We start from the raw sequence: 21956 nt of genomic DNA, 5'->3' as shown, positions 1-21956 counted from the left end.
AAAGGCTGCAGCGAAGTAGCTACCCGAGTAAACTTGGCCAACGAGCCCCCTGAACGAAAATCCAGTCCATGCTCCGGGTGACCCATTTATTAAGCAGAAGCACATTGTGCACGATGAACTCGGCCTTGCAAACACAAGTGGTGGCTCAGATGAAGTTATGACTGACGGAAATGAAACGCTAGCTCCAGTCCCGCCATTTGTAAAACTTCCTTTGTGAAGTACCACAAGTCTTGCAAACTCAGAGTCTAGCGTGACCACATCATTATTATTTACGAAGGTCAATCCGAAGTTCATTAGCGATACCTCATAACCATAAGCCTTTGCAGGCCTATGCCATTGGGAGCGCTTGCGTTTGTGCCGGGCTGACCAAAATAAATAGTCACACCCCCGGCAGAAACAATTGGGATGTATTGAATATTGTTATAGGTTTGATTTGCAGGATCATAAAAATTAACAGGGAAACACACCGCGCTGTGCGTGGCAGGCGATATCCCTGGTATTGATATAAACCTGGTTCTATCTTCGCCCGCGGCTTTCTGAATAAGGGAAGTATAGGCGAGCCTCACAGTGAACGAGTTCTCATCCATTTCAAGGAAGCCCGTAGCCCCCCAAATTCTCACTCCAAAGTTCATGCTGTTAGATCTCCAAGCTGGACCCTCTTAACTCCGTTTTCGTCGTAAACCTTGATCGCGCGATTGGTCATCGTCAGGCGCCCACCACCAGGTGCTGGCCCGTTGAACTCCAGGTTGCCCGATTTATCAAGGCGCCATCCCTGGACGCCGGCGACGTAGTTGTCAGATTGCAGTGCCTGCCCGATCTTGAGCATGCTGATGCTGCCGTCCTCGATGAAGGCAGACCTGATGAACGTCTGCCCACCAGTCACAGCGAACGGCGAAACCGGCACACCGTTCGCCAGGTTCATAAGCATGAACGTGTCAGCCCTGACCACGAACTGAGACGAAACCCCGGACGGATCAACCTGAAGGCCAAGGCCGAACGAGGCTGCATACTTCTGGCCGCCCGCTGCGGTCTCCATCTTCACCGACCAGAGCGTCGACAGCTTGTCGTTGGTATTCGCCAGTGCTGACGTCGTCTGCTGGATAATTGACTTGTTGCTGGAAACCTCCGCGCTGACCTGGGCTACTTGCTGCGCCGACGCCTCTTTATTGTTGGCTACCGTGCTTTCCAGAAGCGTCACGTTGGCAGCGTTCTGGTTAACCTTTGAATCCAAGGTTGTGACGCGCTGCGCAGAAGCCTCTTCGTTTGATGCGATGACCTTTTCTTGAACGGAGATTGCTGCGGTGCTGGCCCAGCCCTTCAAGGCGTCAGCCTTAGCGCCGCTACCGCTGTCATCACGCGCCGCAGCGCGCAACGCATTTGTGGTACCGGCCTGCGCAGCGACCACACCATCGATCTTGGAAATATCGGTGGTATTGGTGCTGACCTGCTGCGCCAGCCCATCGGCTGTTTCCAGCGACTGCCCTACGTCCAGCCAGTAATTGATATTCGGCGGCGGGTTGTTGGCCGGAACCTCAACCTTCGCCTGGTAGATGCGGTCGCCCGCCACCACCATCTGCCCTTTCAGGTAAACCTGGGCAGGAACGTAGGCGCCAAGCCCGTCGAGGCTGTCGATCTGGTCCTGAAGGCCTTCGAGTTCACTGAGCAAGTCCTCGCCCAGTTCCGTCTTGCTGACCTTCCCAGCCAGCATGGTAAGGATTGGACCAGCATCCGAACTGGCCTGGCCCATCACCCCGTTTACAACCGGATAGAACGGTCCCACGTTGCCAGTGCGATCCACAAGGCGCGCCCAGAAGAAGAACTGCGCGCCTGCCTGTAGGGCCTGCATGCTGTAATCCGCTTGAGGATACGCCAGATCGGTCAGCTTGGTAGCCGCCGACAGGTCATTGGCCTGTCCATACCAAAACTCCGTCCGCTGAGTATCTTCTGCACCTGGTGGGAAACCAACTTTCAAACCGATGCCGAACAGCTCGCTGGTGGCAGTCAGGAACGCCACCGCCGGCGGCAAGCCAACCTTCCCTACCAAGTTGGTCAGGTTGGAGCTCTTCCAGATCGAAGATATCTCGAAGGCGCTCACCGATCGCACCCGGGCCAGGTAGGCGCCCGAGTAAATGCCGGTGACATCCACGCTCGTCGATCCCGTGCGCTGCAGCTTGATCCAGTTGCCGCTGTCCTTGCGCCACTCCACGTCATACGCGACAGCGCCAGCCACGGCGGGCCATGAGATGTTCATGGTACTGATGGCCAGGCCCTGGTCCACGGAGTAGTTCGACGTGATATCGACGCTCGCCGGAGCCGGTACCACGGTGATCGGAATCACGCTAATGGGGCGCTCTTCCAGGCGAGCGCCGGTGTCGATGCTTGGGAACTTGCTCGGCTCGTACTGCAGTGCGCTGATGTCGTAATCGCCTTCTGGCGTCCGTGCGGTCCTCATCACCCTATATAGAGGGATTGCCAGGTCGTCAGCATCAATTGCCCATTGAAGCTGTGCGGCCGGCGCCTCGCTGTAAGCAACGGTCACGGTTACGTTGCGGCCGCTCACGCTTTCCACGGTGCGCCCCTCTGCGCGCCCATTTGGAAGGTTTATCACCAGCCGGTCGCCTGCCTTGGCAAGAGTGTCGCGGTCCAACGTGATGACCTTCCCAGCCGCCGCTGCAATGCGCCCGCCGATCTCCCGACCCGCCAGCAGCGAGTCGGCGACAGGGATGATGAACCCAGGCAGCGGAATGCGGCCTTCCATGCCAGTCCTGAAGCTGATCGTCCTGTCCTGATTGTTGCTCAAAACCAGCCACTTAGCCCGACGCTGAGCCTCAGACACACGGGTGCAGCCGATGGCGCTGATCTCCGTCGGCTTGTCGCCCAGGCGGCGCTGGAGCGGCAAATCGGAATACACGGTGACGTCGGTGTCGTAGTTGTTCAGCGGGTTGTCGTAGCTGACCAGGCAGCGCGTGAAGCGGGTCTTCGCCGATGCGCTACCGTAGGAAATCTTCCCGTCGATAACGTTTGATCTGGTGAAGACGTAGTCCATGTCCTGCGCGCGCGGCATATCAGCCTGCATGACCAGCTGGCCCTGGGCCCAATACGTCATACCGCGGTAAATGCCGGCGATGTCGCGCAGCAAGGACCATGCATCAGCCTTGCCCTGCAGGTTCATGTCGCACAGGAAGCGCGGTTCAACGCCGTCAGCACCATTCGGCACCATCTGGTCGCAGTACTGCGCGATGCGGTAAAGCTCCCACTTGTCCACCATCCATGGCTTGATGCGGCGGCCCAGGCCGAACCGGTCTTGGGTGCAAATGCCGTAGGTGACCCAGGCCGGATTATTGGTCCAGGCCTCCTTCATCGTGCCATCCCAGGCCCCGGTGTATGTCCGCGCCACAGGGTCGTAGTTGCTCGGAACCTGCCAGCGGCGCGCTTTGCACTTCACGGTCACGGCCGGGATATTGGTGAACTGCTCGGCGTCGAACTCGACGAACAACAACGCAGTGTTGGGGTAGCGCAGCTTTGCGTCGATCACCTGGGTGTAGCCGGCGATGAACAGGCTGTCTGAGATCTTGTCGGTGTTCTGGTTTGGGGTGATGCGGCGAACCCGAATCAGCCAGCCACTATTCGCCGGTGGGAGATCGATACGCATGGACTTTTCGTAGCGGGTGGTGGCCTTGCCTGTAATGGCTCCAACCAATACCTCCTGATACGCCCCTCCGTCGGTAGCCACATCGACCGCGTATTGAATGCTGTAACCACCGATGTTTCCTTCACTGTCCTGGCTTGCCAGTCGAGGCGTGGCCAGGCGGATGCGTGCTGCCGACAGCTGTAGATTGGTCATTGACTGAACCCACGGCGTGCCGCTGCGCAGCTCGATATTCAGCGAGGTCTCATTATCGACAGACGGGATGCCTGGAATGTAGGTCTGATCAACCGAGCCCGGGCGCCAGTCCCACTTCACGTTGGCGAAGTTGTAGTTTCCGCTGGCATCCTGGATAGGGGTGTTATCGAGGAAGATGTCGCGCGCGGTTGGGGTGCCGTCGAACTCACCCTCGCCCACGGCGATCAGGATCTTGGCCACGTTGGTGGAGCGCAGGCTGTCGGGCGCCTCTACCGGAGACTTCGGCCTGCTCTCACCACCTTTGGCACCGTGAATATCCAGCTTCTGTGCTGCGCCCATACTTTCCTCCAGGCAATAAAAAACCGCCTCTTGGGCGGCTTGCTCGATGCGTCGTGGTTATGTCTTGTCTTCGGCGTAGATCGATGCCGAGATAATCGCCCCGCCCCAACGGCGCTCCCCGATGCAGATAGGGACAGGGTTGCCGCTGGCCGTAGTGTTCTTCGCGCTGCCGAATGCGTAGCTGGGCATGTTTTCTGGGGATGCGCTCTGCTTGAGGCCGGCGGCCTGTGGGCTGAGCATCTGGATAACGCCGCCGGCCAGCAGAGCGATACCCGCGGGCGCTGTCGGTGCGCCGAAGTAGCTCGCTGCGATCAGCACCACGCCCAACACAATCTGCAAAATGCCGCCGCGCTTGCTGCCCTCGATCACTGGAACGATCCTTATCTCCCTGGCCCCGCCCATGGCAAACTCTTCCGCCCCGACGTTTTTTCGGTTGCGGAAGATGGCAAAGCGAAGGCCCAGTCGATCAAGGCGGCGGATCTCTGCCTCAAATCCGTCAATGGTGGCCTTAAGCGCCCGGAAAACTTCCCACGTGTCGCCCGATGCGACCTGGCGCCGATGCAGCCGGCCGAACTTCTGGGCCAGCGAGCCGGACAGTTTGATGGTGGTCATCGGCGAATAGGCGATGGCGCTCATCGGGCCTCCTTGTGTCGAAGAATTAAGCGGGTTCGCTGAAGCCACGGGCCGCCATAGACGATTACTTCTGATGGCCGGCCGTACAGGTGATGCAGGACGAAGGGTCCAGGACCGAACACGCCTGAATCTTCGCCTGGCAGTGTTGCGTCAGTGCCCAGGTATATCCCTGCATGGTTTGGATGCGCCGTGCGGCCTACCTCCATCACAAGCATGTCGCCACGTCGCGGACTATCCACTTGCTCGAAACCAGCGGCGGCGTAGTTCGCCTCATACAAGCTGGCGCTGTCTGCGCTCTCCCACCAGCCATCAGCCCGCTTGAAGTTCTCGAACTTAAGGCCCCACTCGCGCTGGTACCACTCTTCGCATACAGCCCAACAGTCCCACACACCATGAACAAATGGTCGCTTGAGCAGCGGCACGGCGCCAGAGGGCGTAATCGTGCGCATGTCGCCCTCGGGCCAGGACAGGATATGCCAGGGCAGCGCCGTCGCCTCGCACATGGCCAGATCGTGCGGTGAAGGCCTGCTGGTTGCGTCCGGGTGTGAATGGACAATGCCGATCACCTCGCCCAGGTCTTCCGCCGCGGCGTAGTCCTCGGGATCGAGCCGGAACTCTTCGCTCGGCTCCGTGGCGATATTCCGGCACGGAAAATACTTCTGCGCCCGGCCCACGGCCAGTACCAGCCCGCAGCACTCTTTCGGGTACTCGGCCGCTGCATGCGACTGGATGGCCGCAATGATGTGTTTGCGCATTTTTCAGCTCCGAGCAATAAGTGACACAGCTGGAAATCCACCGAATGAGGCGGGGTTTCCTACGCCGAAGCGTGGGTCGCAGCCTTTGCCAAGCGTTCCGTCGCACTCGTCGAGTTCCGGGTCATCTGTGACAACCCCGTCCTTTGTGACGTAGGGGCCGGTGTAGCCACAGTTTGGACCTCGGTAGCCACCGGTGAGGCACCAGTGGCACAGGGTGGTCATCTGCCGCCCAATCGTTTCGCCGCCGACGTCGCCCGGGCTGGCCAAGTCCCAACTGACCGTCTCGCCGTCCTCGTTGGTCTTCTGGTCGACATACCAGACCTCGATCGATTCCTGGGTGGGATCGGCCGTGGGGTTGCCGCCCTCGAAGTTCACCGCGTCGAGAAACTCGGCGAGCGTGTTGCGGATGGTCAGTTTGAACTCGAGCAGATCCTCGAATGCCAGGCAAAGTGCGGTGATTCGCCCGTTGACGTTGCCGACCGACAGCTTTGGCCGTACCGCCGTGCCGTCGCCGTTCGCCTCGCTGCCCTCGTACTGCATGGGCCAGGCGCCGTATTCTTCGCCCTTCCACCAGATCGACTTAGCCGGTAACTGGTCGGCGTCGACGCCGGCGGCGATCAGTTCGGCAGGTGTGTGCGGTATCGCATGGCCATGGAAGCGCAAGACATCGGCGCCGTAATCGCTGCCGTCCAGTTCGAACAGCATGATTTCGTTACCAGGCTCAAGAGTCTGGATAGCATTGATCAGCGACATGGATTGACCTTTACGGGTGGAAAGCGCGCTCGAACGTCGCTGTCACTTTGAATACGCCCCCGCCCATGGGCGTTGGGGTTGGGTTCTTGCAGGTGAACAGGCCAAGCTGGCCCAATGGCGTGGTCCACAGGAAGGCCTTGGCGCCCTGGTGCCGGTCGAAGAACGCCATAATTTCCAGCGCTCTTGCCTGTCCGCCCGTGTGGGTGATCGGGTAGGAATCGACTTTGTTGTTGATCCCGTCCCCGACCTCTTGCTTGTAGCCGTCCCCGAACTGAGAGGTGCGCACCCGATAAGTGATATCGGGCGCTTCTCCGTTCTGGGTGGGCCAGGTGAACGTTTCAATCGCCATGGTTACCTCCCGTTGATGGCTCGCCAGATAGCGCCACCAGGCTGTACACCCCGCGCGATGGCTGCCTCAGCTTCCGCTTTGGTGGCCTGCTGGATGTTTCTACCCGCCTGGGTGGTGTCTTCCTGAGTTGCATTGCCGCCGTCGCCGGCCGTTTGCACGGATACCGAGACGGGGAAGTTGTAGGTGTTTCCACCGCCCGCCCCGCCACCGCCGCCGCCCAGCGCGCGCACACCAAGTTCACCACCGGCCGTCCTGGTCAACGGCATGATTGCCTCAGGCCCGGCCTCAGCGAAGATGCCCGCGCCCTTCGCAAAGGCGAACATCTGCGGCTTGTCGTGCACCTGGTTGCTGAAGCTCGACAGGCTCGGTGAGTCGTACACGCCGCCCTTGGCGTTGGCGGTGATGGCTGTGCCGATGCTTGAGCCAAAGCTCCCCGCGCCGGCAGCTGCCGCGCCGCCGCCGAAATAAGCACCCAAGGCGCTACCCGCCAAGCTCGAAAAAAGCCCAGAGGCTGCCTGCCTAATGGCAATTCGCGCTATATCAGCCAAGATTGCTTTAGTGAAATCTGCGAATGTGGCCTTGCCATTTATCGCAAAGCTCACAAGGGCGTCCTCCATATTTCCGAAGGCGTTAGCGAAGAGCCTCTTTGTCTGGCCGGCGACATCGTTGGCTGATTGAAGGTAATCCTCGAAAGCGGACGTAGCCCCGTTTCGCCATTCACCTTGCGCTTCAGACATCTTGTCGTAGTTGTCGACAACGGTGTCGCGGTACTTCCTTTCCGCATCCTCCAGGCTGCCAAGGTCGCGCATGTAGTCTTCCTGGCTGTACTTGTCAGGTGCGGTCTTGCGGCGATCCAGAAGTTTGGCGCGCTCGTCGTTGAACTTGTCCGCGGTTGCGTCGAGATTGGCTTGAAGACCTGCTTGGCGGTTGCCGAGCCCAAGCCCATTTGCTGCGCGGGAGCCTGCAGCCGCAAGCGCTGCACGCTGACGCTCTAGCTGGTTGACGTACGCCTCCGAGGCGGCCGTCAGCTGCTCCAGTCGAGCCTTCTCGTTTGTAGCGATAACCGCCAGCTGGCTGTCTGCATCCTTCTGTGCCTTGACCATCCCTTGCCGTGCGTCGGCGATCTTCTGGTCAAGCTGGATGCCCTGGGCGGCGCTGGTGGACTTCTTGGCCTTGGTCGCCTCAAGCGCGCTGATCTCGGCACCGTAGGCGGCTGCCACATCCACGCTTTCCTGCTTGATCAGGGCGGCGCTGCGCGTGGCGTAGTCGCCCTGCGATACCAAGCCTGCCTTCTGCGCCGCTTCCAGTTCCTTCTGGGCGTTTTTGTAGTCGTTTACGATGTCAGCCAGGTTGTTTTTGGCGCTGTTGAATGCGGTCAGATCGAGCTGGGTAGCAGCGGTTTTTGTATCCTTAAACTTGTCTCGAGTCTGTTTTTCTAGAGCTGCCTCCTCTGCAGCAGTGAACGTGTAGCCTGCCTGTCGCGCTGAAGTGATACGCCTTTGATTTTCCTCGAGCGCCTTGGTCAGCTTCGTGGACTTTGAGGCGGTGGCGTCTAGGTTGTTTTGCAGCGTTTCATAGGCCTTCGTACCCGCTTGGATATCTTGGCCCTGAAACATTTTCCGTCGAGCTTCTGCCTGGTCATCCACTTCCTTCTGCAGCATGGCGGTGATGTCGCTTTGGGCGCCCGATTCACCACGACTGAGCATCATCATGTCTGGGTTGTCGCCCAGGATCACCGGGTTCGATTTGGCGTTGCGCAGCGTGTTCAGGCGGTCCGCAAGCTTTTCGAACTTTTGATCAAATGTATCTTCCCTCCCAATATCAAGCACTGCGTCCCAGGCGTCTTTGGCGGCCCCCTTGACTGCATTCCATGCGCTTTCTACTGTGCCCAAGTTACTGGTGATGGTGTCGGCACGTACAATCAGAGCATCGGCGTAGGCTGTCTCTGCCAACTGCTGAGCCCCCAGGGTGTCACCTTGCTCTTGCAAGGCACGAATCTGGGTGTAAGTCGCGGCGGTGAGGAAGTTGTACTTGTCATTGAGTGCAACGACTGCCTTCACAGGATCGTCCGCCAACTTGACGAACTCATCGACGGTTTCGGACGCTGCTTTGCCGGTAGCTTTCTCGAATGACAGGGCTGCAACCGCGATATGCTCGAAGCTGCTGCTCACGATCTTGCCAGAGCCAGCCAGTCGCGCAAGAACCTCCGCTGCCGTCCCAGTAGTGCCAACAGTGTCGCCAATCTTGCCCGCCATTGCCCCAAGGGCTGAGGATGTCGTCCCCGCGTAACTGCCGGTAAGGATCAGCGATTTGTTGTAGCGGTCCTGCTCTTCGCTGCCCTTGTAGTAGGCGTATGCCAAACCGCCTATGGCGGCGGTGACAATTCCAATTGGCGCAGCGATGGCAAGCATGCTGCTCATAGATGCGCCCGCACCGGCGCCCAACTGCGCAATTGCACGCGCTCCACTACCCCAATCGCCCGACTGAATAGCATTGCTGAGCTGCATAACATTTTCTTGGGCTTGTCGGGTTCCCAGCTTCAGCTTCTCGAAGGTGCCGCCTACCTCGGTAACGCCCGCTCGATCTTTGCCGACCTTCGCTAGGGCGGCGTTGTAGGCCTCGACATCAATTGCTCCAACACGGAACGCTTCGTGCGCAGCCTTCTCCTGCGACTCGAGCTTGGCCAGCTTAGCGGTCACTGGGTCGATCCCATTGACCGTCCGCTTCAAGGCTTCAATTTGTCGGTTTTCTGCCTCAATGAGGCGCTGCTTTTGAGCTAGCTCCTTAGCTTCGGCCTTCTCGATCTTGTCGAAAGCCTTGCCCAACTGCTCTTGGTACTTCGCCTGCTCTTCAATGGTGACCAGCCCGCCCTTGCGGGCGCGCTCAAGCAGACCTTCAGCCTGAATCAGCGACTCCATGCTGGTAATGTTGCCGGTCATTGCCCTGTCGAGCTGGCTGATAACATTGATCTCAGCCACCGCGCTGTCGGCGGCTTTGCGGCTTGCACCAGATTTGCGGTCTATCGCGGCAGTGGACTTGTCGACGCCCTGGGTCACCTCACTTTCAGCTTGAGTGATCTTCTTTCCGGTGTTGGCCAAGCCGTCACCAGCTTTACCCAGATCGACTATCGCCTTCTCAGCACCTTCTGCCGAGTCGACCAACTTATCCAAGTCGCCGGCAGCGTTAACGGCCTGCGAGGAATTTACCTCAATGCCCAAGGAAGTGAAGTTGGTGGCCATGTTTTCTCCGGGCATAAAAAAACCCGCCTGGGCGGGTCTGTTTTGGGTGTGCTGTGCCGGCAATTAGCCGTCACATAATTTTCACGAAAATACCGCTAGATCCTACTTCCCAAGCACCTGCAATTTTCCCATTACGAAACAGGAATTTGTAAGGCTTTGCGCCAACGTACCCGCCATAGCTGTTCTTTGCATTAACAGTCACGTCAAGCAAGTAACCTGCTTGAAGCTTTCTCCCTTCGAAGGCACTTCCTACAAAATAACCTTTGTAGACTGACCCGAAAGAGTATCTGGCGGACTCGGGATCCTTCAAGTACAGGCCGAATGCGCTTTTTGCTTGGCTTACCGCATCATCCTGGGATATCGGGTAGCCGTAATCAGCAGAGTTGATTTCCTGCTGCGTCGGAATAGGCGCGCAGCCTTGGAGCAAAGCAGGGGCTGCAATGCAAATAAGTCCAGCAAAACACATCCTTTTGAACATCACCCATCTCCGCTATCAATGATGGCGAAAATGTATCACACGGTTTTGTTGCATAGTAGAAAGCTAGCGAACACTGCAATACCTCCTCAATGAGGAGGCATTACGCTGTTTACAGCCCATAACGAACCAAGCCGAGCCAGACCTTACCCCGCCGTATCATGTCGCACCAAGCCTTACCTTGGGTGCCTTCGCACCGCAATGCCCTCTCATCGAAAGGACATTACGCTGCTATTAGGCCAAGGCCTTCCGCGTCATGCCTTGCAGCGCGGAAAACTTTGCGACAGCGTCAAGGTTTGCCCGTCGCTGATCATCGGTAAGCTCCGTTATCCTCAGATTCCTAAGCTTTTCTCCGCTCCCGCGAAAAGCCTTCCTGACATTCCGGCCCAGCTCACTTACCGCAACTTCTGTCTGCTCATGAGGCGGCACCCAGCGGTAACCGCGCCCTCTCACTGACTGAAGGCAGACCTGGTGATGCTTGAGTAAGTCCGACTTGAATGCCTCGACGTTCGCCAGCCACTCGAACTGACGCTCGCGAAACTTCTCAACAGTCATCGATTTCGAATCGGTCATTGACGGCATGCCGAAACGAGCCTCCAGCCACTCATGCCCGACCAAATCACCGTACTTGAACTCCTTGAGGAAGTCGTCGACAGCTTGTTTGTAGCTTGGGTGTTTCGTTAGCTCAGACATACTCCACCCCGAAACGACCAAAGCGTGGACGGTATTCGCAAACACCTATCAGCAGACCGGAATCAGTAATAGCTTTTTTGGCATCTTCGATGTTTATCACGTCAGCGTTGATTGCGACCTCCAGCTCAGCGCCCCACTCAAGAAATATCGGCCGGTAACGGATGATCTTGGATTGACCAACCTTTACGCCGCGACAATCAACAAATCGCTGATCCTCCCAAAGGGACTCTGGTGTTGAGGGGCCGGAAAACTCGATTTTTACTTTATCGCTCATTACCACGGCGCCTCGCTTCCATAGAACTCCCAGCTTCTGGAGCTTCGCGCCGGCCAGAAACGTCGCGTCGAAGTTGGCACCCGGAACATAGAAGCCGAGCTTTTCGTCGTAGTAAGCGCCAGCAATGAACTCGGAGCGAGCAATGGCGAGGTGATCGTCGTCCGTCTTCTTGCGCTTCCCGGTCAACTCTTTATGAGTTTTGGTTGCAGGGTTCAAAGGGTTGGCCAGCTTGTCGCTGTGCATCATCAGCGGCGAGGTTCCGGTAATTCTCAGAGTGACGAGTTCCATGCTCATGCGGTTTTCCTCCACTCAACCGACGCCGCTGCGCCAGGATTGAAGCCGTCCAGAGGCATCAGGCTTTTCTCGCTGACCGAGTAGCGCTTGCCCTCGACCATCATCAGCCAGTTTTCTTCGACCTTGCGGATCAGTTGGCCGGAGCGACCGACCAAGCTCGGCCGCTCCGGCATCAGGATCAGGGCGCGACCGCCAGCTTTGAGGGTGAAGTTCATGCTGCGTCCCTCCGGGCAGCCTGGGAAAGGAACCGGCAGCGAAGATTTTCGGTCGCCAGCGCTACAAACTCGAACATTTCCGCCGTGGAGACGTACATATCCCTGTCCACGAGCATTGCCTGCATGAACTGCTGCCGGGTCAAAACGAATGCACCCATTGGCACGGGCGCGACCTGTCGATTGCCGTGATGGTCAGCACTGACGAGATATCGCTCACACTCGCCAAGCTTCTCCGGGATATCGAAGGACTTGCCCTGCCCCTTCGGAATGAATTCACCCTCAAGGACTGCGTAGGCCGCGATGAAATTACACGCCGACTCGAACTGGCTTGCAGGGATCAACTCAAGGCGCGGTACGTTGAAGCGTGTATGCACCGCCGAATAAATACGAGCGGAAGCACTGCGCTGAATGGAGGCTGGAAGATGTGCCACCTTGTGGCGCGCCAAGCCTTTGAGGGTACATGTCTCGGTCATGTCGACCAGATCGTCCATCAGCGTCTTCATTTTGTTGCTTGAGTCTTCGTAGCTCCCCTGTTTGCGGATGGCTGGAAGAACCTCTGCGGTAACCCACTTTTTGAAACGTTTGGCCTCTGCCTTACGGCTTTTGAAAATCAGCGCGTAAAGGCCGGACTCGTTTACGACAAGCATTTCCTGGGCGCCGGAGTGAGTATTGACAGTGGCAATACCCTTCTCGTCCTCGTCAAGTCCGTCGGTGTCGCGGTCCGCACGACCATTCACGGCGAGAGATACGTTGCCGATTGCGAGAGAGGCGCACACGTCTGCGGCTACGAACCAAGGCTGGCCTTCGATCAGTAAAGTGCGGACTTGCTGCTTTCCGAAATTGAACGAGATTACGTTTGTGCTATTATTCGCCATGACGTTGTTTTCCTGACCGTTGACTGCGTTGATTCCCGAAGCCTCAGTGTTCCCGCACTGGGGCTTCTTCGTTTCTAGGCTACTGCCTGTTTGCTTTGTGATTCTCGCCACCTCAATCCCTCCTCAATCAGCAGGCCAAGCTCTGCATTCAAGCTACGACGGTTTTTCTTTGCTTCAAGCTCCGCCAAACCCTTAACTGCCAACTCTAAGCTCAGCGGATATCGCGCCCTTTTAGTCGCCATCATTTAACCTCTTTACTCATCATTTGACATCATTAAGCATCACTCCCGCATCCCAGTCAACATCATTTACCATCATTTTCTTGCGGGAAGCATATTTCCCGAACATCATGCTTTCTATACAAAACTGTGGAATGAGCATGCATCACCCAAAAGGCTTTCCTTCCCGCCTCGTCCGCCTTCGCGCAGACGCAGGAATGACCCAGCGCGATCTTGCAAAGGCAAGCGGTTTAAGCGTTCCGCAAATTGGCCGTTATGAGATGGGTACGTCCACACCACGCATGACTGCGCTCGTTAAGTTGGCAAAAGCCCTTAAAGTAGACGTGTCAGAGCTGGAAAACTCTGAGGATGAACCTGAGACTGTTGAGCTTGAAATGCTCACCGACGGCCACCCAAGCACAATGTTCACGCTTCCTAGATCATTGGTGGAGGAGTTGCAAGCAGACGCTAGTCGCCGAGGTGTTTCTCTTGAGGTCATACTGGCCGCTACATTGAGCCATGCCCGCTCACGAGATGAGGGTAGAACGAATAGTCTTGATGAGATCGTTGCCGAAATTGCTGCTGAGTACGATTCGCTACCACCGCTGAACTAAACACTGACTTAAATTTAGCCGTAAGAGGGGGGTATTGCCACTGTCAACACCCCCCCAGTCATCACGATGATCGGGACAACCGGATCGAGTGCCCCAAACTCGGCCCAAGCCTCGCAGCGCTACCCAAAGAAGTGATTTGTCCGACAAGGAGAGTCAGATGTCATCCAAAGAGCCAGTGCCAGAACCCGATAACGCCAGCGCCTTTTCGTCAGTCACAGTGTGCTTCGTACCCAGGGCGTTTGCCGCCAACACACTGGCTAACCTCGGCCTGGTAGGCACCCTCTGCAAATACGGCGACAAAGAGTTTCGGCGAATTGAAAAGCTGAAGTGCGACCTGTACTTCCCGGCCGGGACGTTTGTCACTTTGGATCAGAATGGAAACATCGACAGCATCCATACCGGGTCTGACATCGGGCAGCTTGACCTGGCTTTCAACGACTACTTGAATTTCCTCATGGATGTTCGGCGGATCTACGAAGGGCCGGGCACCTACAACAACAAACTTGAGGCCGTCGAGGCCATGACCACAGGCAAGGGACGTCAGGGACATTCCCACGGCTACTTCATAGCCAAACATAGCGGCGCCGGCCCCCTGCTTGATAAGTGCGTCCAGCGAAAGCGGTAGCGTTCCCTCCTGCCTGAATCCACCATCGATAAGGAAATTTGTATGCGGAAATTAAGGTCTATCGAAACAGTCGGACTGAGCGTTCAAGAGATCCTCAGCGAGTTCAATGAGCGCGCGGGTGAGTTTGGCGTGACAGAGGAAAACCTTGTTTCTGTAAACGTCACACCACCTAGCCACCCCATCAAAATCCTTGATGGCGACAAAACTAAAGACGCACGTGTCCAAGTGACTATCATTTACTGGAGCGACCGATGAGCCATATCAAAGCCCGCATCGAATCTCTCCGAATGCTTGTCGACGAACTCAAGAACGCAAAAACAATCTTTGAACGTGCGTCGCTATTTTCTGCCATTCGGGGCTTGGTCGAGGACCTCGACAATGACGAGCGCCTCAACAGTTACGCTAAAGAGAAAGCAATCGGTGTCCGCTGGCACTCAGCTGCTGCGCTTGGCTTCGACGAGACCAACGGGCACTCATCCGAAGCCCACAGAGTATGGGCGCAAGGAGAGCTTGGCACCCTGGAGTCAGCGTCCGACTAAAATCAAAGCCCGGCCCGCCGGGCTTTCAAAATCGTCTGCCGGACAAGCTAGCAAGGAGCGTTGAATGTCGTGGTGGAAACTCCCTTCAATTTGTCAGCCCGCTGGAGCTACTTGAAACAGCACATCGGGGTGAATATCTCTGACGCTATAGAGAATAAGAATCCCATCTATTCAGGCGCTAAGAATATCGCATATCTCTTAGCTTCCGACCTAAAAATTCAATTCGCGACAGACCAATATGATCATAGATAATAAGTTAACTTGGCTTCACCTTTCAGATATTCACTTCCATCCCAAAACGGGGTGGCGCGACGAGGGCATTCAGAATGAACTTATATCTTATTTACGTTCGCGATTCTCCAAAGACCTTCCTAAGCCTGACTTAGTTTTCTGCACAGGAGATATAGCATTTGGTGAGTCAAAGGACGCACCTATGAGTCAGCAATATGACACAGCTATAACCTTCTTCAACGAACTACTTGCCTGCTGTGAACTTAGCGCGGACAGACTATTTTTGGTTCCAGGCAATCACGACGTCAACCGCCGAGAGATATCCGACGATCAACAGGCTAGGTTAGTAGAAATGGCGGGAAGCTCTCGCGAGCATGTGAGCGCAATCAACCAACGGTTTGCCGACAATAGCCGCGACCATAGATCAGCTATGGAACGCCTACAAAATTACGGAGAGTTTATAAAAAAATATCGACCTGAATTACACAACCAAAAGAACCACATCTATGCAAAGACCGTAGATATAAATGGATATAGAGTAGGCGTTGCGGGGTTTAACTCTGCCTGGAGTTGTGCAGGTCCTGAAGATGATCGACACATCTGGCTGGCCGCTAAATGGCAATTCAAACACATGGAGAAAGAGCTCCACGAATCGAACATAAAGATAGGACTCATCCATCACCCCTTCGACTGGCTAAACGAGAGCGAGCGCCAATATGCTGAAGAACAATCAAGTAAGAGCTTAGATTTTCTTTTGCACGGACATACGCACTCAGCTTGGGTCAAGCCATCTATGAATTGTACTGTCTTGGCTGCAGGAGCGGTAGGTGCAGGCTCACCAGAAGAGTTTGGTGTTAACTTGGTAACGTTTAACAAAAATGATGGCGGTTGCTGCGTACATCTCTTTGGTTACCGGGAAGGCTGGGTTATCCGTCCAGTCCCTCAACTAGCACCCGATGCGAAATGGCATTTTACGACTAGCGCGAGACCGCCAGATACTACTGATGACCAGCGCAAAACGGTCGAAACCCAAGTCAATAAAAGCGCTCAAAAACAACCGACACGAACCAATATTTCAAACCAAAGATTATTTGGTAGAGCTGATTTATTAACAGCCATATGCGAAAAGCTGACCCACAGAAACAATCTTGCTCTTTACGGAATAAGTGGAAACGGCAAAACAACACTTATAAAAGAGCTACATAAACAACCGACTTTCAAAGACATGCGTTTTGTTGATATCCATTGTGGACGCCAAATGACGACAAACGAGCTATTCCGTCGTCTCGTTGACGTTTTACAGAACCGTAGCGAGGAACTTCAGCCTCCAACAGGAACGTTGAACCAACAGATCGAAGAACTCAAATCGCTATATCCAAGCGCTGAGAAATCTTTTATTTGGCTCAATAACGCGCACCTACTTACGGATGAGGGTAATTGGCGAAACGCTGATTTAGCAGTACTGCTAGATGCTTTAATCGAAGCCTTTCCTAATTGGATTTTTGTATACGAGTTGAACGAGAAGCCTCAGCTGGACTACTTTGGTCGCAGCTGTCCATTAGTAGAGGTACCTGGGTTAACCAAACACGCATTAGCTGAGTTTTTCAATGCTACAACACCTAAGGGCATGGAAGAAAAGTGGAAGTACAAAAGCAGTGACCTCAACGCTATCTACCAATGGCTTGGAGGTGGTCATGGCGGTACGGCACACACTCTGGCAGCTGAGCTACTTTCTATCATTGCAAAAGAACAAAACGTCTCCCCCTTAGAAGTTTATTTAATTCAGCGCCACAAGGTTATTGATCGATTAGACGAAAGATTGCTCTCAGTTATTTACGATGAAGTTCTTAACGATGCCAGCAAAAAACTTATAAAAATTTTGGCTCTATACAGGTACGCGATCCCTCAAGATCATGCCGACGACCTTGAAGATGGCGTGGGTTCAACTAACGGCTGGCAGAAATTACGAAAGCTTGGCTTACTGCCAATTGATAGCAATAAAGACCATTTTCTACACGGATTTGTTTCTAGTTGGGTTCGACAAAAGCAACTAGGCTTGACCGACGTCGACATACAGGACGACTATGAAAAAACCATACCAGCAGAAGTTTCTTCGTCGCACTCCCTTATAGCAAAATGCTGGCAGAAACAGATAGGTAGACAAAAAGAACTTCTGAACTTCCAAAGAGCCAACGAAGCCTTCTACCACTTATTGTGCTCGGGAGAACTGGGAGAAATTGATAGCTGGATCGAACATTTAACCGGGCAGGATATTGGCTGGACGAAAAAGGGATTATGGAGCGTATACAATTCACGTAGAGAAACAAATGAATCGGTACAACGGCAACAGGAAATATTACAGCTACTAGTCAATGTTTGGCCTCTAGATCACAAAGCTTGGCGCTTTTTAGGTGAATGCCAGCAAAAAACGGAAGGCCTCGAAAGTGATGATACTTTGAAATCTTTTGAACGGTCATTATCACTAAGCCCGAGTTATGCTCCCTATTTGGCAAACTTAGGAAAAGCGATGCTTTCGCGCGGAAAGAAAAGCGCGAACGACTTCCTAGCCATGCTCGAAACCTACAAACACAATTATCCAAGAGCGATAGATAACTATGTACAATCCATTCAAAACAGTTGTATCCAGCTAGTTATAGATGAGGATACTGCATCAATCCAGCGCTTAGAAGCCATAAGGTCTGGAAGCACTAATCCTGCCTACTATAATGAAGAAGCCAACCATACACTCCTCAATCATGAAGACCCTGAAAGCGCGTTAAAAATACTTGATTTAGCCGTCACGGCAGGCATCTCAAATACACACTCAGCTATTATCCGGTGTAAAGCTTTACAAAAACTCGGCCGTGGGCCAGAAGCTTCAATCTTGCGCAAGCAACTAATAAGCGCAGGAATTAGAAACGCATTTATTTATAATGATGAAGCAGCGTATCAACTTGACACAATGAACGACCGAGAAAAAGCAATAGAGCTTATGAAGGAGTGTCAAATCAATAAGTGCGACGACACAGTGACCAGTAAAATTTATAAAAGAGCGCTGAACTTTAAATAATCGATATTTTAATTCTAATGCAGATCGATCATCTGAAAAGTAAGCATATTAAGCGAATCACGGATTACCCCAGTCCTTCGCCTGCAAACCCAAGGACTGGAGTTGCGCCAATATCGGCGCGTTTATGACCTGGAGGTCAATGTGACAAAAATCGTAACTCAAAGTGAAATTGTGGCTCTTGATCTGGCTTTTCGCTGCCTGGCTGCAAGCCTGAAGCATGCCGGGGTTCTTGACGAGGAGCTTTACGTAGCAAGGCTCAAATCTCATATGTCCGGCGATTACCCGCTGGCAGAGAGCAAGGAAATTTTCAATCTTAAGCTGCAGAGTTATGTCGATGACATTTCTCGGGTAAAGGGCGCTTCTGACTGAAACTGTTTGTCTGGGCTGATAGGCGAACGTCTGCCGCAGCCCTTTCAGTGCACTCACTTTCAATTCCGATATCGTGCTTAGCTGGATTTCCGCTCACGCGCTTCTCCTGCGGCCATGCCGCGTCATGTAGGTTGTTTTACGTCTTTGTGCCTGAGGATCAGGCGCCCCTCGCACTCTCCCGCTGCTCAGCCATCACCTGCAGGGCTTCAGCCTCCATTCGCCGGAAGTCACTGAAAATGGTTTGTCGCTGGCTGATCGGTAGGCCGCACATCCGAATCACCCCGGAGAGAACGCTGTAGTCCATGCCAGTCGCGCCGCACGCGCCCGTGCGCCACTGGGTGCTCATGGCCTCGAAGACCTTGAAGGCGTCCCAGTTGTCGGGCCAGATGCCGACTTCCTTGTCGGGGATGTCCTGGCGAGACAAGCCGAAGGCCATCAGATCTGCATCTGACGGCCCTGGCTCATACAGCGCGCGGGAGGCGCTTAGGAGTTTCCCAGGCGGGCCTCGTTGAAGGCCTCTGCGTAAGCATTCAGCACCGCCTTCGGGGCGGAGTTGATCGAGTTGACGAGGATGCGCACATTTTCAGGCGTGAACTCCTCTTCGATGTCCCAGCCCACAACCACATCCAGCAGCTGGTCTGCTTGAAGGGAGATCTGGGCGGCGGTGAAAGCTTTGAGGTCCATGTCGCCGACCAGCTTACTCAGCTCGTCGTGCCGCTCGTTCCAGCCGGTATACAGCTCGGCAAGCGCGGTGCGGTCCAGGTACTTGAACTCGAATTCCACCTTCTCGGCGTTGTAGCCGGCACGCTGGATCATCACCGGCGCTTTGAAGGTCGGTTTCTGAATCAACTTGAACTTAGCCATGGGTTACACCGCAGCCGCGTAACGGGTTGGGCGGCCGGTCAGCGCCAGGCTGATAACACGGGTCATCAGGTTGTTACGGGACATGGTCGGGGTCGACGTGATGGACACGTAGCCGTTGTAGATGATGCTGCTGCCGCCCGGCAGGTTCAGGCGCAGCAAGCGAGCCTGCTTGTCGTCGTCAGCAGTTTCACACACCGCCACGTAAGGTTTGGACGGATCATCAGCGACTGTGAAGGTCAGCGTGATTGGGTTCTTGGTGGTCGGCATCTGGCGATCATCATCGTCAGCCAGGAAGCCGAAGGTTAGGAACTGCTGATCACCACCACTGGAATTCATCTCAGTAATCTGCGAGATCTCGGTGAAGGCTGTTACCTCGCGAACGGAACCAATCCCCGAGCCCGCGGGATACTGTTGGATGCTGGTCGTATTGACGCTCTCCATCGCGAACGTTCCGCTGGCGATCTCCCCAACTCGAACGCCGCGACCATCCAGTCGGGTCCAGCCAGAATTCACGGCAATGACGTCGCCCTCGGCCAAGCCGTGCGCAGCAGCAGTCGCGACGGCTGGATTGGCGTTGGTCAGAGCGGTGAATGGGATCGCCGTGCCGTAGATGGACGCGATCTCAAGAGTGGCGCCGTTGGGCATTTGCATGGGTGTTTCCTCTTTTCAGAAATGACAAAACCCGCACAGAGGCGGGTTTCGGGGTTTGCCCAACGGGCGTATTCAGGTGGCGATGTCAGCTCGATACTCGAACGACACCGGCACGGTATATGTGGGCGGATCAGGAATGCCCGGACCAGGATCAACTGGCGACATCGTAACGACGGTGACGCCTGCCTTCGTGTCTCTCGCGTACAGCGGAAACAGTGCGGTCAGCTCAGCTACCGGTGGGTTCGTCTTTGTCTTCCCGGTGTTCGCCGGAGCCACAATGCTGACCTGGTAGACGCCGATGAAAACGCGGTGGTCGCCGGCAAGTGTGCTGCTTGCGGTGTCGCCTGGGAGCATGAACGCCCGCAGATAGGTCTCGCCGTCCGCCGGATCATATTGGACATTCTCGAACACCACCTTGATCGGCTCCGTCCGCGCCTTGCTCCAGGCAATCAGCTTGGCCTCGTAAATTGAAGCGATAATGGCGTGGCTCATACCTGGTTGTTCCTTGTGGCTTCGTCGACGATCTGCTGGAAGCGGGCCAGGGTGATCCGGACCATGCCGCCGGGTGCTTGGGTCGAGTGCCCGTACTCAAGCGGGATTGCGTAGGGCAGGTTATTCACTATGTAGGCCGTTTGCCCTGCTGTCAGGGATTGAACCTGCGCCTTGAGCACAGCGATGCTGACGTTACCACTGACATCGACCTGATCAAGTACGCCGTCCGCAGGTGCATCAATCGAAAACTGCCAGTTCCCGCGAAACCGCCCGCCGACGTAGCCCTTGCCTGCCACCAAACCGTTCACGTTGAAGTTCTGGTCGCGCTCGGTCTTGGTCAGGGGCTTGGCGTACTTAATACCCTTTCGCAGTTTGCCGGCTTTGGTGAAGTTCGATTCATTGAGGTTGATGATCGTGTTACGCACCGCGACCTTGAAGTCATAGTCGTCGGCGGATCGCTTGTTAGCCTGGCGGTGTATGACGTTCGCAGCCCAGATCTCCGGGCTACCCACGGGAGACATCCGGATCACGCTGCTACCGATCTCGATAACGATCTCGCGGATGGTCGCCTCTATGCCACCTTTCGCCCGCTCGGCGAAGTCGCGAATGTTCTCGGCGAAGCTACCGTTCATGCTCGCGTACTTGTTCGTCACGACCGCACCTGCAACTCATACAGGATCGGCGTACCGGCAGGGTTGACCTCTTTCAGCGGCGGCACGATTGACCAAGTACGACCCTGAGCAACCACTTTGTCGAGCAGACCAGGCACCCAGGCCAATCCCTGCGCGGCGATCTTGAGCTTCTTGTCGCCCTGTTTGATGAGGCTGTTGTTCTGGAATTCTTGGCCGGTGAAGTCGAGCAGGATGCCTTGGGCGATCTGCTCGACGGTGGCACCTGGCGCTTCGCCGCCCGTCTCCGGGTCGTACTCGCCCGGCTCCGTCTTGCTGATCGTCACGGGCTGGCCGAACTCTGTGATCATCTCCAGAGCCATCACGGCCATTTCGTCGTAGAAGGTGGCCATGGTGGTCTCCGTTGAAGCTATGCGCGCACCGCAAAGAGACCGCGCTTTTTTAGGTAGTCGGCAAACTGCGTTGCACTCGGACGATCCGGTGCAGCAGGCAATAGCCGATTGCTTGTGTTGGAGATCGTCGCGTACTCGCGAGTGACCGCGCCCTCGACGCGCTCAAGTGTCACAGCACCCTTGCGCTTGTCGATTGGGTCGATGTCGTCCTGATGTATCTCGGCGGCCAGGGCCATCTGCCCGTACTGAATGCGCGCTGGCAGATAGTTGTCCGGCTTGATCTCGCGATCCAGCAGCACTTCCCGGCGCGGCCAGGACAGGGCCTGCTCGCTATTCGACTTGCGACCCTTCCAGGTCATGCCATCCATCACCAAGGCGGCCCGGCGCAGCAACGCTTCCTGCGCGGGAACACCGGCGGGGATGACCGTGCCGAATTTCGCAGCATACAAGGCCAGGTCCTCGGCGCTCGCGTAGCTTTCGGAGTCAGGCTTGCCAGTCCCATCCTCGATAATGAGTGTCATGCG

At 55.5% G+C, this 21956-nt stretch carries 23 protein-coding genes; 5 read left to right on the top strand and 18 right to left on the bottom strand.

Annotated elements, in window-relative coordinates:
- Positions 1 to 628 precede the first annotated feature (628 nt).
- The 11 genes from AACY36_RS08240 to AACY36_RS08190 all read right to left on the bottom strand — a co-directional run bounded on the left by AACY36_RS08240 (position 629) and on the right by AACY36_RS08190 (position 12738).
- Positions 629 to 4183 (bottom strand): host specificity protein J, encoded by a 3555-nt coding sequence (locus AACY36_RS08240; protein ID WP_339496942.1) that lies wholly within the window; start codon positions 4181 to 4183, stop codon positions 629 to 631.
- Positions 4184 to 4240: 57 nt separating this feature from the next.
- The gene (locus tag AACY36_RS08235) at positions 4241 to 4819 is read right to left on the bottom strand and encodes a tail assembly protein (protein WP_339496941.1); all 579 of its coding nucleotides are present in this window, start codon (positions 4817 to 4819) and stop codon (positions 4241 to 4243) included.
- A complete protein-coding gene (locus tag AACY36_RS08230) occupies positions 4816 to 5571 on the bottom strand; it encodes a C40 family peptidase (protein ID WP_339496940.1) in 756 nt (251 codons plus the stop codon). The genes AACY36_RS08235 and AACY36_RS08230 overlap by 4 nt, the downstream gene beginning before the upstream one ends.
- A gap of 3 nt (positions 5572 to 5574) precedes the next feature.
- Positions 5575 to 6324, bottom strand: coding sequence for a phage minor tail protein L (locus AACY36_RS08225; protein ID WP_339419067.1), 750 nt, complete (start codon positions 6322 to 6324; stop codon positions 5575 to 5577).
- Between the two features lie 10 nt (positions 6325 to 6334).
- Positions 6335 to 6673 (bottom strand): phage tail protein, encoded by a 339-nt coding sequence (locus AACY36_RS08220; protein WP_339419065.1) that lies wholly within the window; start codon positions 6671 to 6673, stop codon positions 6335 to 6337.
- Positions 6674 to 6675: 2 nt separating this feature from the next.
- A complete protein-coding gene (locus AACY36_RS08215; RefSeq protein ID WP_339496938.1) occupies positions 6676 to 9912 on the bottom strand; it encodes a phage tail tape measure protein in 3237 nt (1078 codons plus the stop codon).
- Between the two features lie 70 nt (positions 9913 to 9982).
- Positions 9983 to 10390 (bottom strand): hypothetical protein, encoded by a 408-nt coding sequence (locus AACY36_RS08210; RefSeq protein WP_339419062.1) that lies wholly within the window; start codon positions 10388 to 10390, stop codon positions 9983 to 9985.
- Between the two features lie 231 nt (positions 10391 to 10621).
- Positions 10622 to 11080, bottom strand: coding sequence for a hypothetical protein (locus tag AACY36_RS08205; RefSeq protein WP_339419061.1), 459 nt, complete (start codon positions 11078 to 11080; stop codon positions 10622 to 10624).
- Positions 11073 to 11648, bottom strand: coding sequence for a hypothetical protein (locus AACY36_RS08200; RefSeq protein ID WP_339419059.1), 576 nt, complete (start codon positions 11646 to 11648; stop codon positions 11073 to 11075). Before AACY36_RS08200 ends, AACY36_RS08205 begins: the two co-directional genes overlap by 8 nt.
- On the bottom strand, positions 11645 to 11863 hold the full coding sequence (locus AACY36_RS08195; protein WP_339419058.1) for a hypothetical protein: 219 nt from the start codon (positions 11861 to 11863) through the stop codon (positions 11645 to 11647). Before AACY36_RS08195 ends, AACY36_RS08200 begins: the two co-directional genes overlap by 4 nt.
- Positions 11860 to 12738 carry a BRO family protein gene (locus AACY36_RS08190; RefSeq protein WP_339419056.1) on the bottom strand — a complete coding sequence of 293 codons (879 nt, stop codon included), beginning with the start codon at positions 12736 to 12738 and terminating at the stop codon, positions 11860 to 11862. The genes AACY36_RS08195 and AACY36_RS08190 overlap by 4 nt, the downstream gene beginning before the upstream one ends.
- A 379-nt stretch (positions 12739 to 13117) precedes the next feature.
- On the opposite strand from AACY36_RS08190, the gene AACY36_RS08185 reads away from it, so the two are divergent.
- The 5 genes from AACY36_RS08185 to AACY36_RS08165 all read left to right on the top strand — a co-directional run bounded on the left by AACY36_RS08185 (position 13118) and on the right by AACY36_RS08165 (position 18404).
- On the top strand, positions 13118 to 13570 hold the full coding sequence (locus AACY36_RS08185) for a helix-turn-helix domain-containing protein (RefSeq protein WP_339419052.1): 453 nt from the start codon (positions 13118 to 13120) through the stop codon (positions 13568 to 13570).
- Between the two features lie 157 nt (positions 13571 to 13727).
- On the top strand, positions 13728 to 14195 hold the full coding sequence (locus tag AACY36_RS08180; RefSeq protein WP_339419050.1) for a hypothetical protein: 468 nt from the start codon (positions 13728 to 13730) through the stop codon (positions 14193 to 14195).
- Between the two features lie 251 nt (positions 14196 to 14446).
- Positions 14447 to 14734 (top strand): hypothetical protein, encoded by a 288-nt coding sequence (locus AACY36_RS08175; RefSeq protein WP_339419048.1) that lies wholly within the window; start codon positions 14447 to 14449, stop codon positions 14732 to 14734.
- A gap of 238 nt (positions 14735 to 14972) precedes the next feature.
- Positions 14973 to 18035, top strand: a complete 3063-nt coding sequence (locus AACY36_RS08170) for a metallophosphoesterase (RefSeq protein ID WP_339419046.1) — start codon at positions 14973 to 14975, stop codon at positions 18033 to 18035.
- A gap of 141 nt (positions 18036 to 18176) precedes the next feature.
- A complete protein-coding gene (locus tag AACY36_RS08165) occupies positions 18177 to 18404 on the top strand; it encodes a hypothetical protein (RefSeq protein ID WP_339419045.1) in 228 nt (75 codons plus the stop codon).
- 157 nt (positions 18405 to 18561) lie between these two features.
- Here the strand turns inward: AACY36_RS08165 and AACY36_RS08160 are convergent, their stop codons facing one another.
- The 7 genes from AACY36_RS08160 to AACY36_RS08130 form a co-directional block, all read right to left on the bottom strand.
- Positions 18562 to 18840, bottom strand: a complete 279-nt coding sequence (locus tag AACY36_RS08160; RefSeq protein ID WP_339496937.1) for a DUF1799 domain-containing protein — start codon at positions 18838 to 18840, stop codon at positions 18562 to 18564.
- A 47-nt stretch (positions 18841 to 18887) separates the two neighbouring features.
- Complete coding sequence (locus AACY36_RS08155; protein ID WP_339419042.1) at positions 18888 to 19268, bottom strand: phage tail assembly chaperone; 381 nt, start codon at positions 19266 to 19268, stop codon at positions 18888 to 18890.
- Between the two features lie 3 nt (positions 19269 to 19271).
- Entirely contained in the window at positions 19272 to 19919 is a 648-nt protein-coding gene (locus AACY36_RS08150; RefSeq protein ID WP_339496935.1) for a phage tail protein, read from the bottom strand.
- 72 nt (positions 19920 to 19991) lie between these two features.
- Positions 19992 to 20411 carry a phage tail terminator-like protein gene (locus AACY36_RS08145; RefSeq protein WP_339496933.1) on the bottom strand — a complete coding sequence of 140 codons (420 nt, stop codon included), beginning with the start codon at positions 20409 to 20411 and terminating at the stop codon, positions 19992 to 19994.
- The gene (locus tag AACY36_RS08140) at positions 20408 to 21043 is read right to left on the bottom strand and encodes a hypothetical protein (protein WP_339419122.1); all 636 of its coding nucleotides are present in this window, start codon (positions 21041 to 21043) and stop codon (positions 20408 to 20410) included. Before AACY36_RS08140 ends, AACY36_RS08145 begins: the two co-directional genes overlap by 4 nt.
- 17 nt (positions 21044 to 21060) lie before the next feature.
- The gene (locus AACY36_RS08135; protein ID WP_339419037.1) at positions 21061 to 21432 is read right to left on the bottom strand and encodes a hypothetical protein; all 372 of its coding nucleotides are present in this window, start codon (positions 21430 to 21432) and stop codon (positions 21061 to 21063) included.
- Between the two features lie 17 nt (positions 21433 to 21449).
- Entirely contained in the window at positions 21450 to 21953 is a 504-nt protein-coding gene (locus tag AACY36_RS08130; protein ID WP_339419035.1) for a DnaT-like ssDNA-binding protein, read from the bottom strand.
- Positions 21954 to 21956 lie beyond the last annotated feature (3 nt).

Origin of the sequence: Pseudomonas sp. EA_15y_Pfl1_P101 (assembly GCF_963970835.1) — a bacterium.
Taxonomy (GTDB): domain Bacteria; phylum Pseudomonadota; class Gammaproteobacteria; order Pseudomonadales; family Pseudomonadaceae; genus Aquipseudomonas; species Aquipseudomonas tritici.
Note: the sequence above shows the minus strand (reverse complement) of the source record. Positions and strands in the feature narration are given on the sequence as shown.

What these genes read in the sequence shown, in the direction of transcription:
- AACY36_RS08170 (WP_339419046.1), top strand. Translation starts at nt 14,973, where the DNA reads ATGATCATAGATAATAAGTTAACTTGGCTTCACCTTTCAGATATTCAC.
- AACY36_RS08180 (WP_339419050.1), top strand. Translation starts at nt 13,728, where the DNA reads ATGTCATCCAAAGAGCCAGTGCCAGAACCCGATAACGCCAGCGCCTTT.
- AACY36_RS08220 (WP_339419065.1), bottom strand. Translation starts at nt 6,673, where the DNA reads ATGGCGATTGAAACGTTCACCTGGCCCACCCAGAACGGAGAAGCGCCC.
- AACY36_RS08200 (WP_339419059.1), bottom strand. Translation starts at nt 11,648, where the DNA reads ATGAGCATGGAACTCGTCACTCTGAGAATTACCGGAACCTCGCCGCTG.
- AACY36_RS08215 (WP_339496938.1), bottom strand. Translation starts at nt 9,912, where the DNA reads ATGGCCACCAACTTCACTTCCTTGGGCATTGAGGTAAATTCCTCGCAG.
- AACY36_RS08235 (WP_339496941.1), bottom strand. Translation starts at nt 4,819, where the DNA reads ATGAGCGCCATCGCCTATTCGCCGATGACCACCATCAAACTGTCCGGC.
- AACY36_RS08205 (WP_339419061.1), bottom strand. Translation starts at nt 11,080, where the DNA reads ATGTCTGAGCTAACGAAACACCCAAGCTACAAACAAGCTGTCGACGAC.
- AACY36_RS08145 (WP_339496933.1), bottom strand. Translation starts at nt 20,411, where the DNA reads ATGAGCCACGCCATTATCGCTTCAATTTACGAGGCCAAGCTGATTGCC.
- AACY36_RS08160 (WP_339496937.1), bottom strand. Translation starts at nt 18,840, where the DNA reads ATGGCCTTCGGCTTGTCTCGCCAGGACATCCCCGACAAGGAAGTCGGC.
- AACY36_RS08155 (WP_339419042.1), bottom strand. Translation starts at nt 19,268, where the DNA reads ATGGCTAAGTTCAAGTTGATTCAGAAACCGACCTTCAAAGCGCCGGTG.
- AACY36_RS08225 (WP_339419067.1), bottom strand. Translation starts at nt 6,324, where the DNA reads ATGTCGCTGATCAATGCTATCCAGACTCTTGAGCCTGGTAACGAAATC.
- AACY36_RS08195 (WP_339419058.1), bottom strand. Translation starts at nt 11,863, where the DNA reads ATGAACTTCACCCTCAAAGCTGGCGGTCGCGCCCTGATCCTGATGCCG.
- AACY36_RS08130 (WP_339419035.1), bottom strand. Translation starts at nt 21,953, where the DNA reads ATGACACTCATTATCGAGGATGGGACTGGCAAGCCTGACTCCGAAAGC.
- AACY36_RS08185 (WP_339419052.1), top strand. Translation starts at nt 13,118, where the DNA reads ATGCATCACCCAAAAGGCTTTCCTTCCCGCCTCGTCCGCCTTCGCGCA.
- AACY36_RS08240 (WP_339496942.1), bottom strand. Translation starts at nt 4,183, where the DNA reads ATGGGCGCAGCACAGAAGCTGGATATTCACGGTGCCAAAGGTGGTGAG.
- AACY36_RS08150 (WP_339496935.1), bottom strand. Translation starts at nt 19,919, where the DNA reads ATGCAAATGCCCAACGGCGCCACTCTTGAGATCGCGTCCATCTACGGC.
- AACY36_RS08190 (WP_339419056.1), bottom strand. Translation starts at nt 12,738, where the DNA reads ATGGCGAATAATAGCACAAACGTAATCTCGTTCAATTTCGGAAAGCAG.
- AACY36_RS08135 (WP_339419037.1), bottom strand. Translation starts at nt 21,432, where the DNA reads ATGGCCACCTTCTACGACGAAATGGCCGTGATGGCTCTGGAGATGATC.
- AACY36_RS08230 (WP_339496940.1), bottom strand. Translation starts at nt 5,571, where the DNA reads ATGCGCAAACACATCATTGCGGCCATCCAGTCGCATGCAGCGGCCGAG.
- AACY36_RS08210 (WP_339419062.1), bottom strand. Translation starts at nt 10,390, where the DNA reads ATGTTCAAAAGGATGTGTTTTGCTGGACTTATTTGCATTGCAGCCCCT.
- AACY36_RS08140 (WP_339419122.1), bottom strand. Translation starts at nt 21,043, where the DNA reads ATGAACGGTAGCTTCGCCGAGAACATTCGCGACTTCGCCGAGCGGGCG.
- AACY36_RS08175 (WP_339419048.1), top strand. Translation starts at nt 14,447, where the DNA reads ATGAGCCATATCAAAGCCCGCATCGAATCTCTCCGAATGCTTGTCGAC.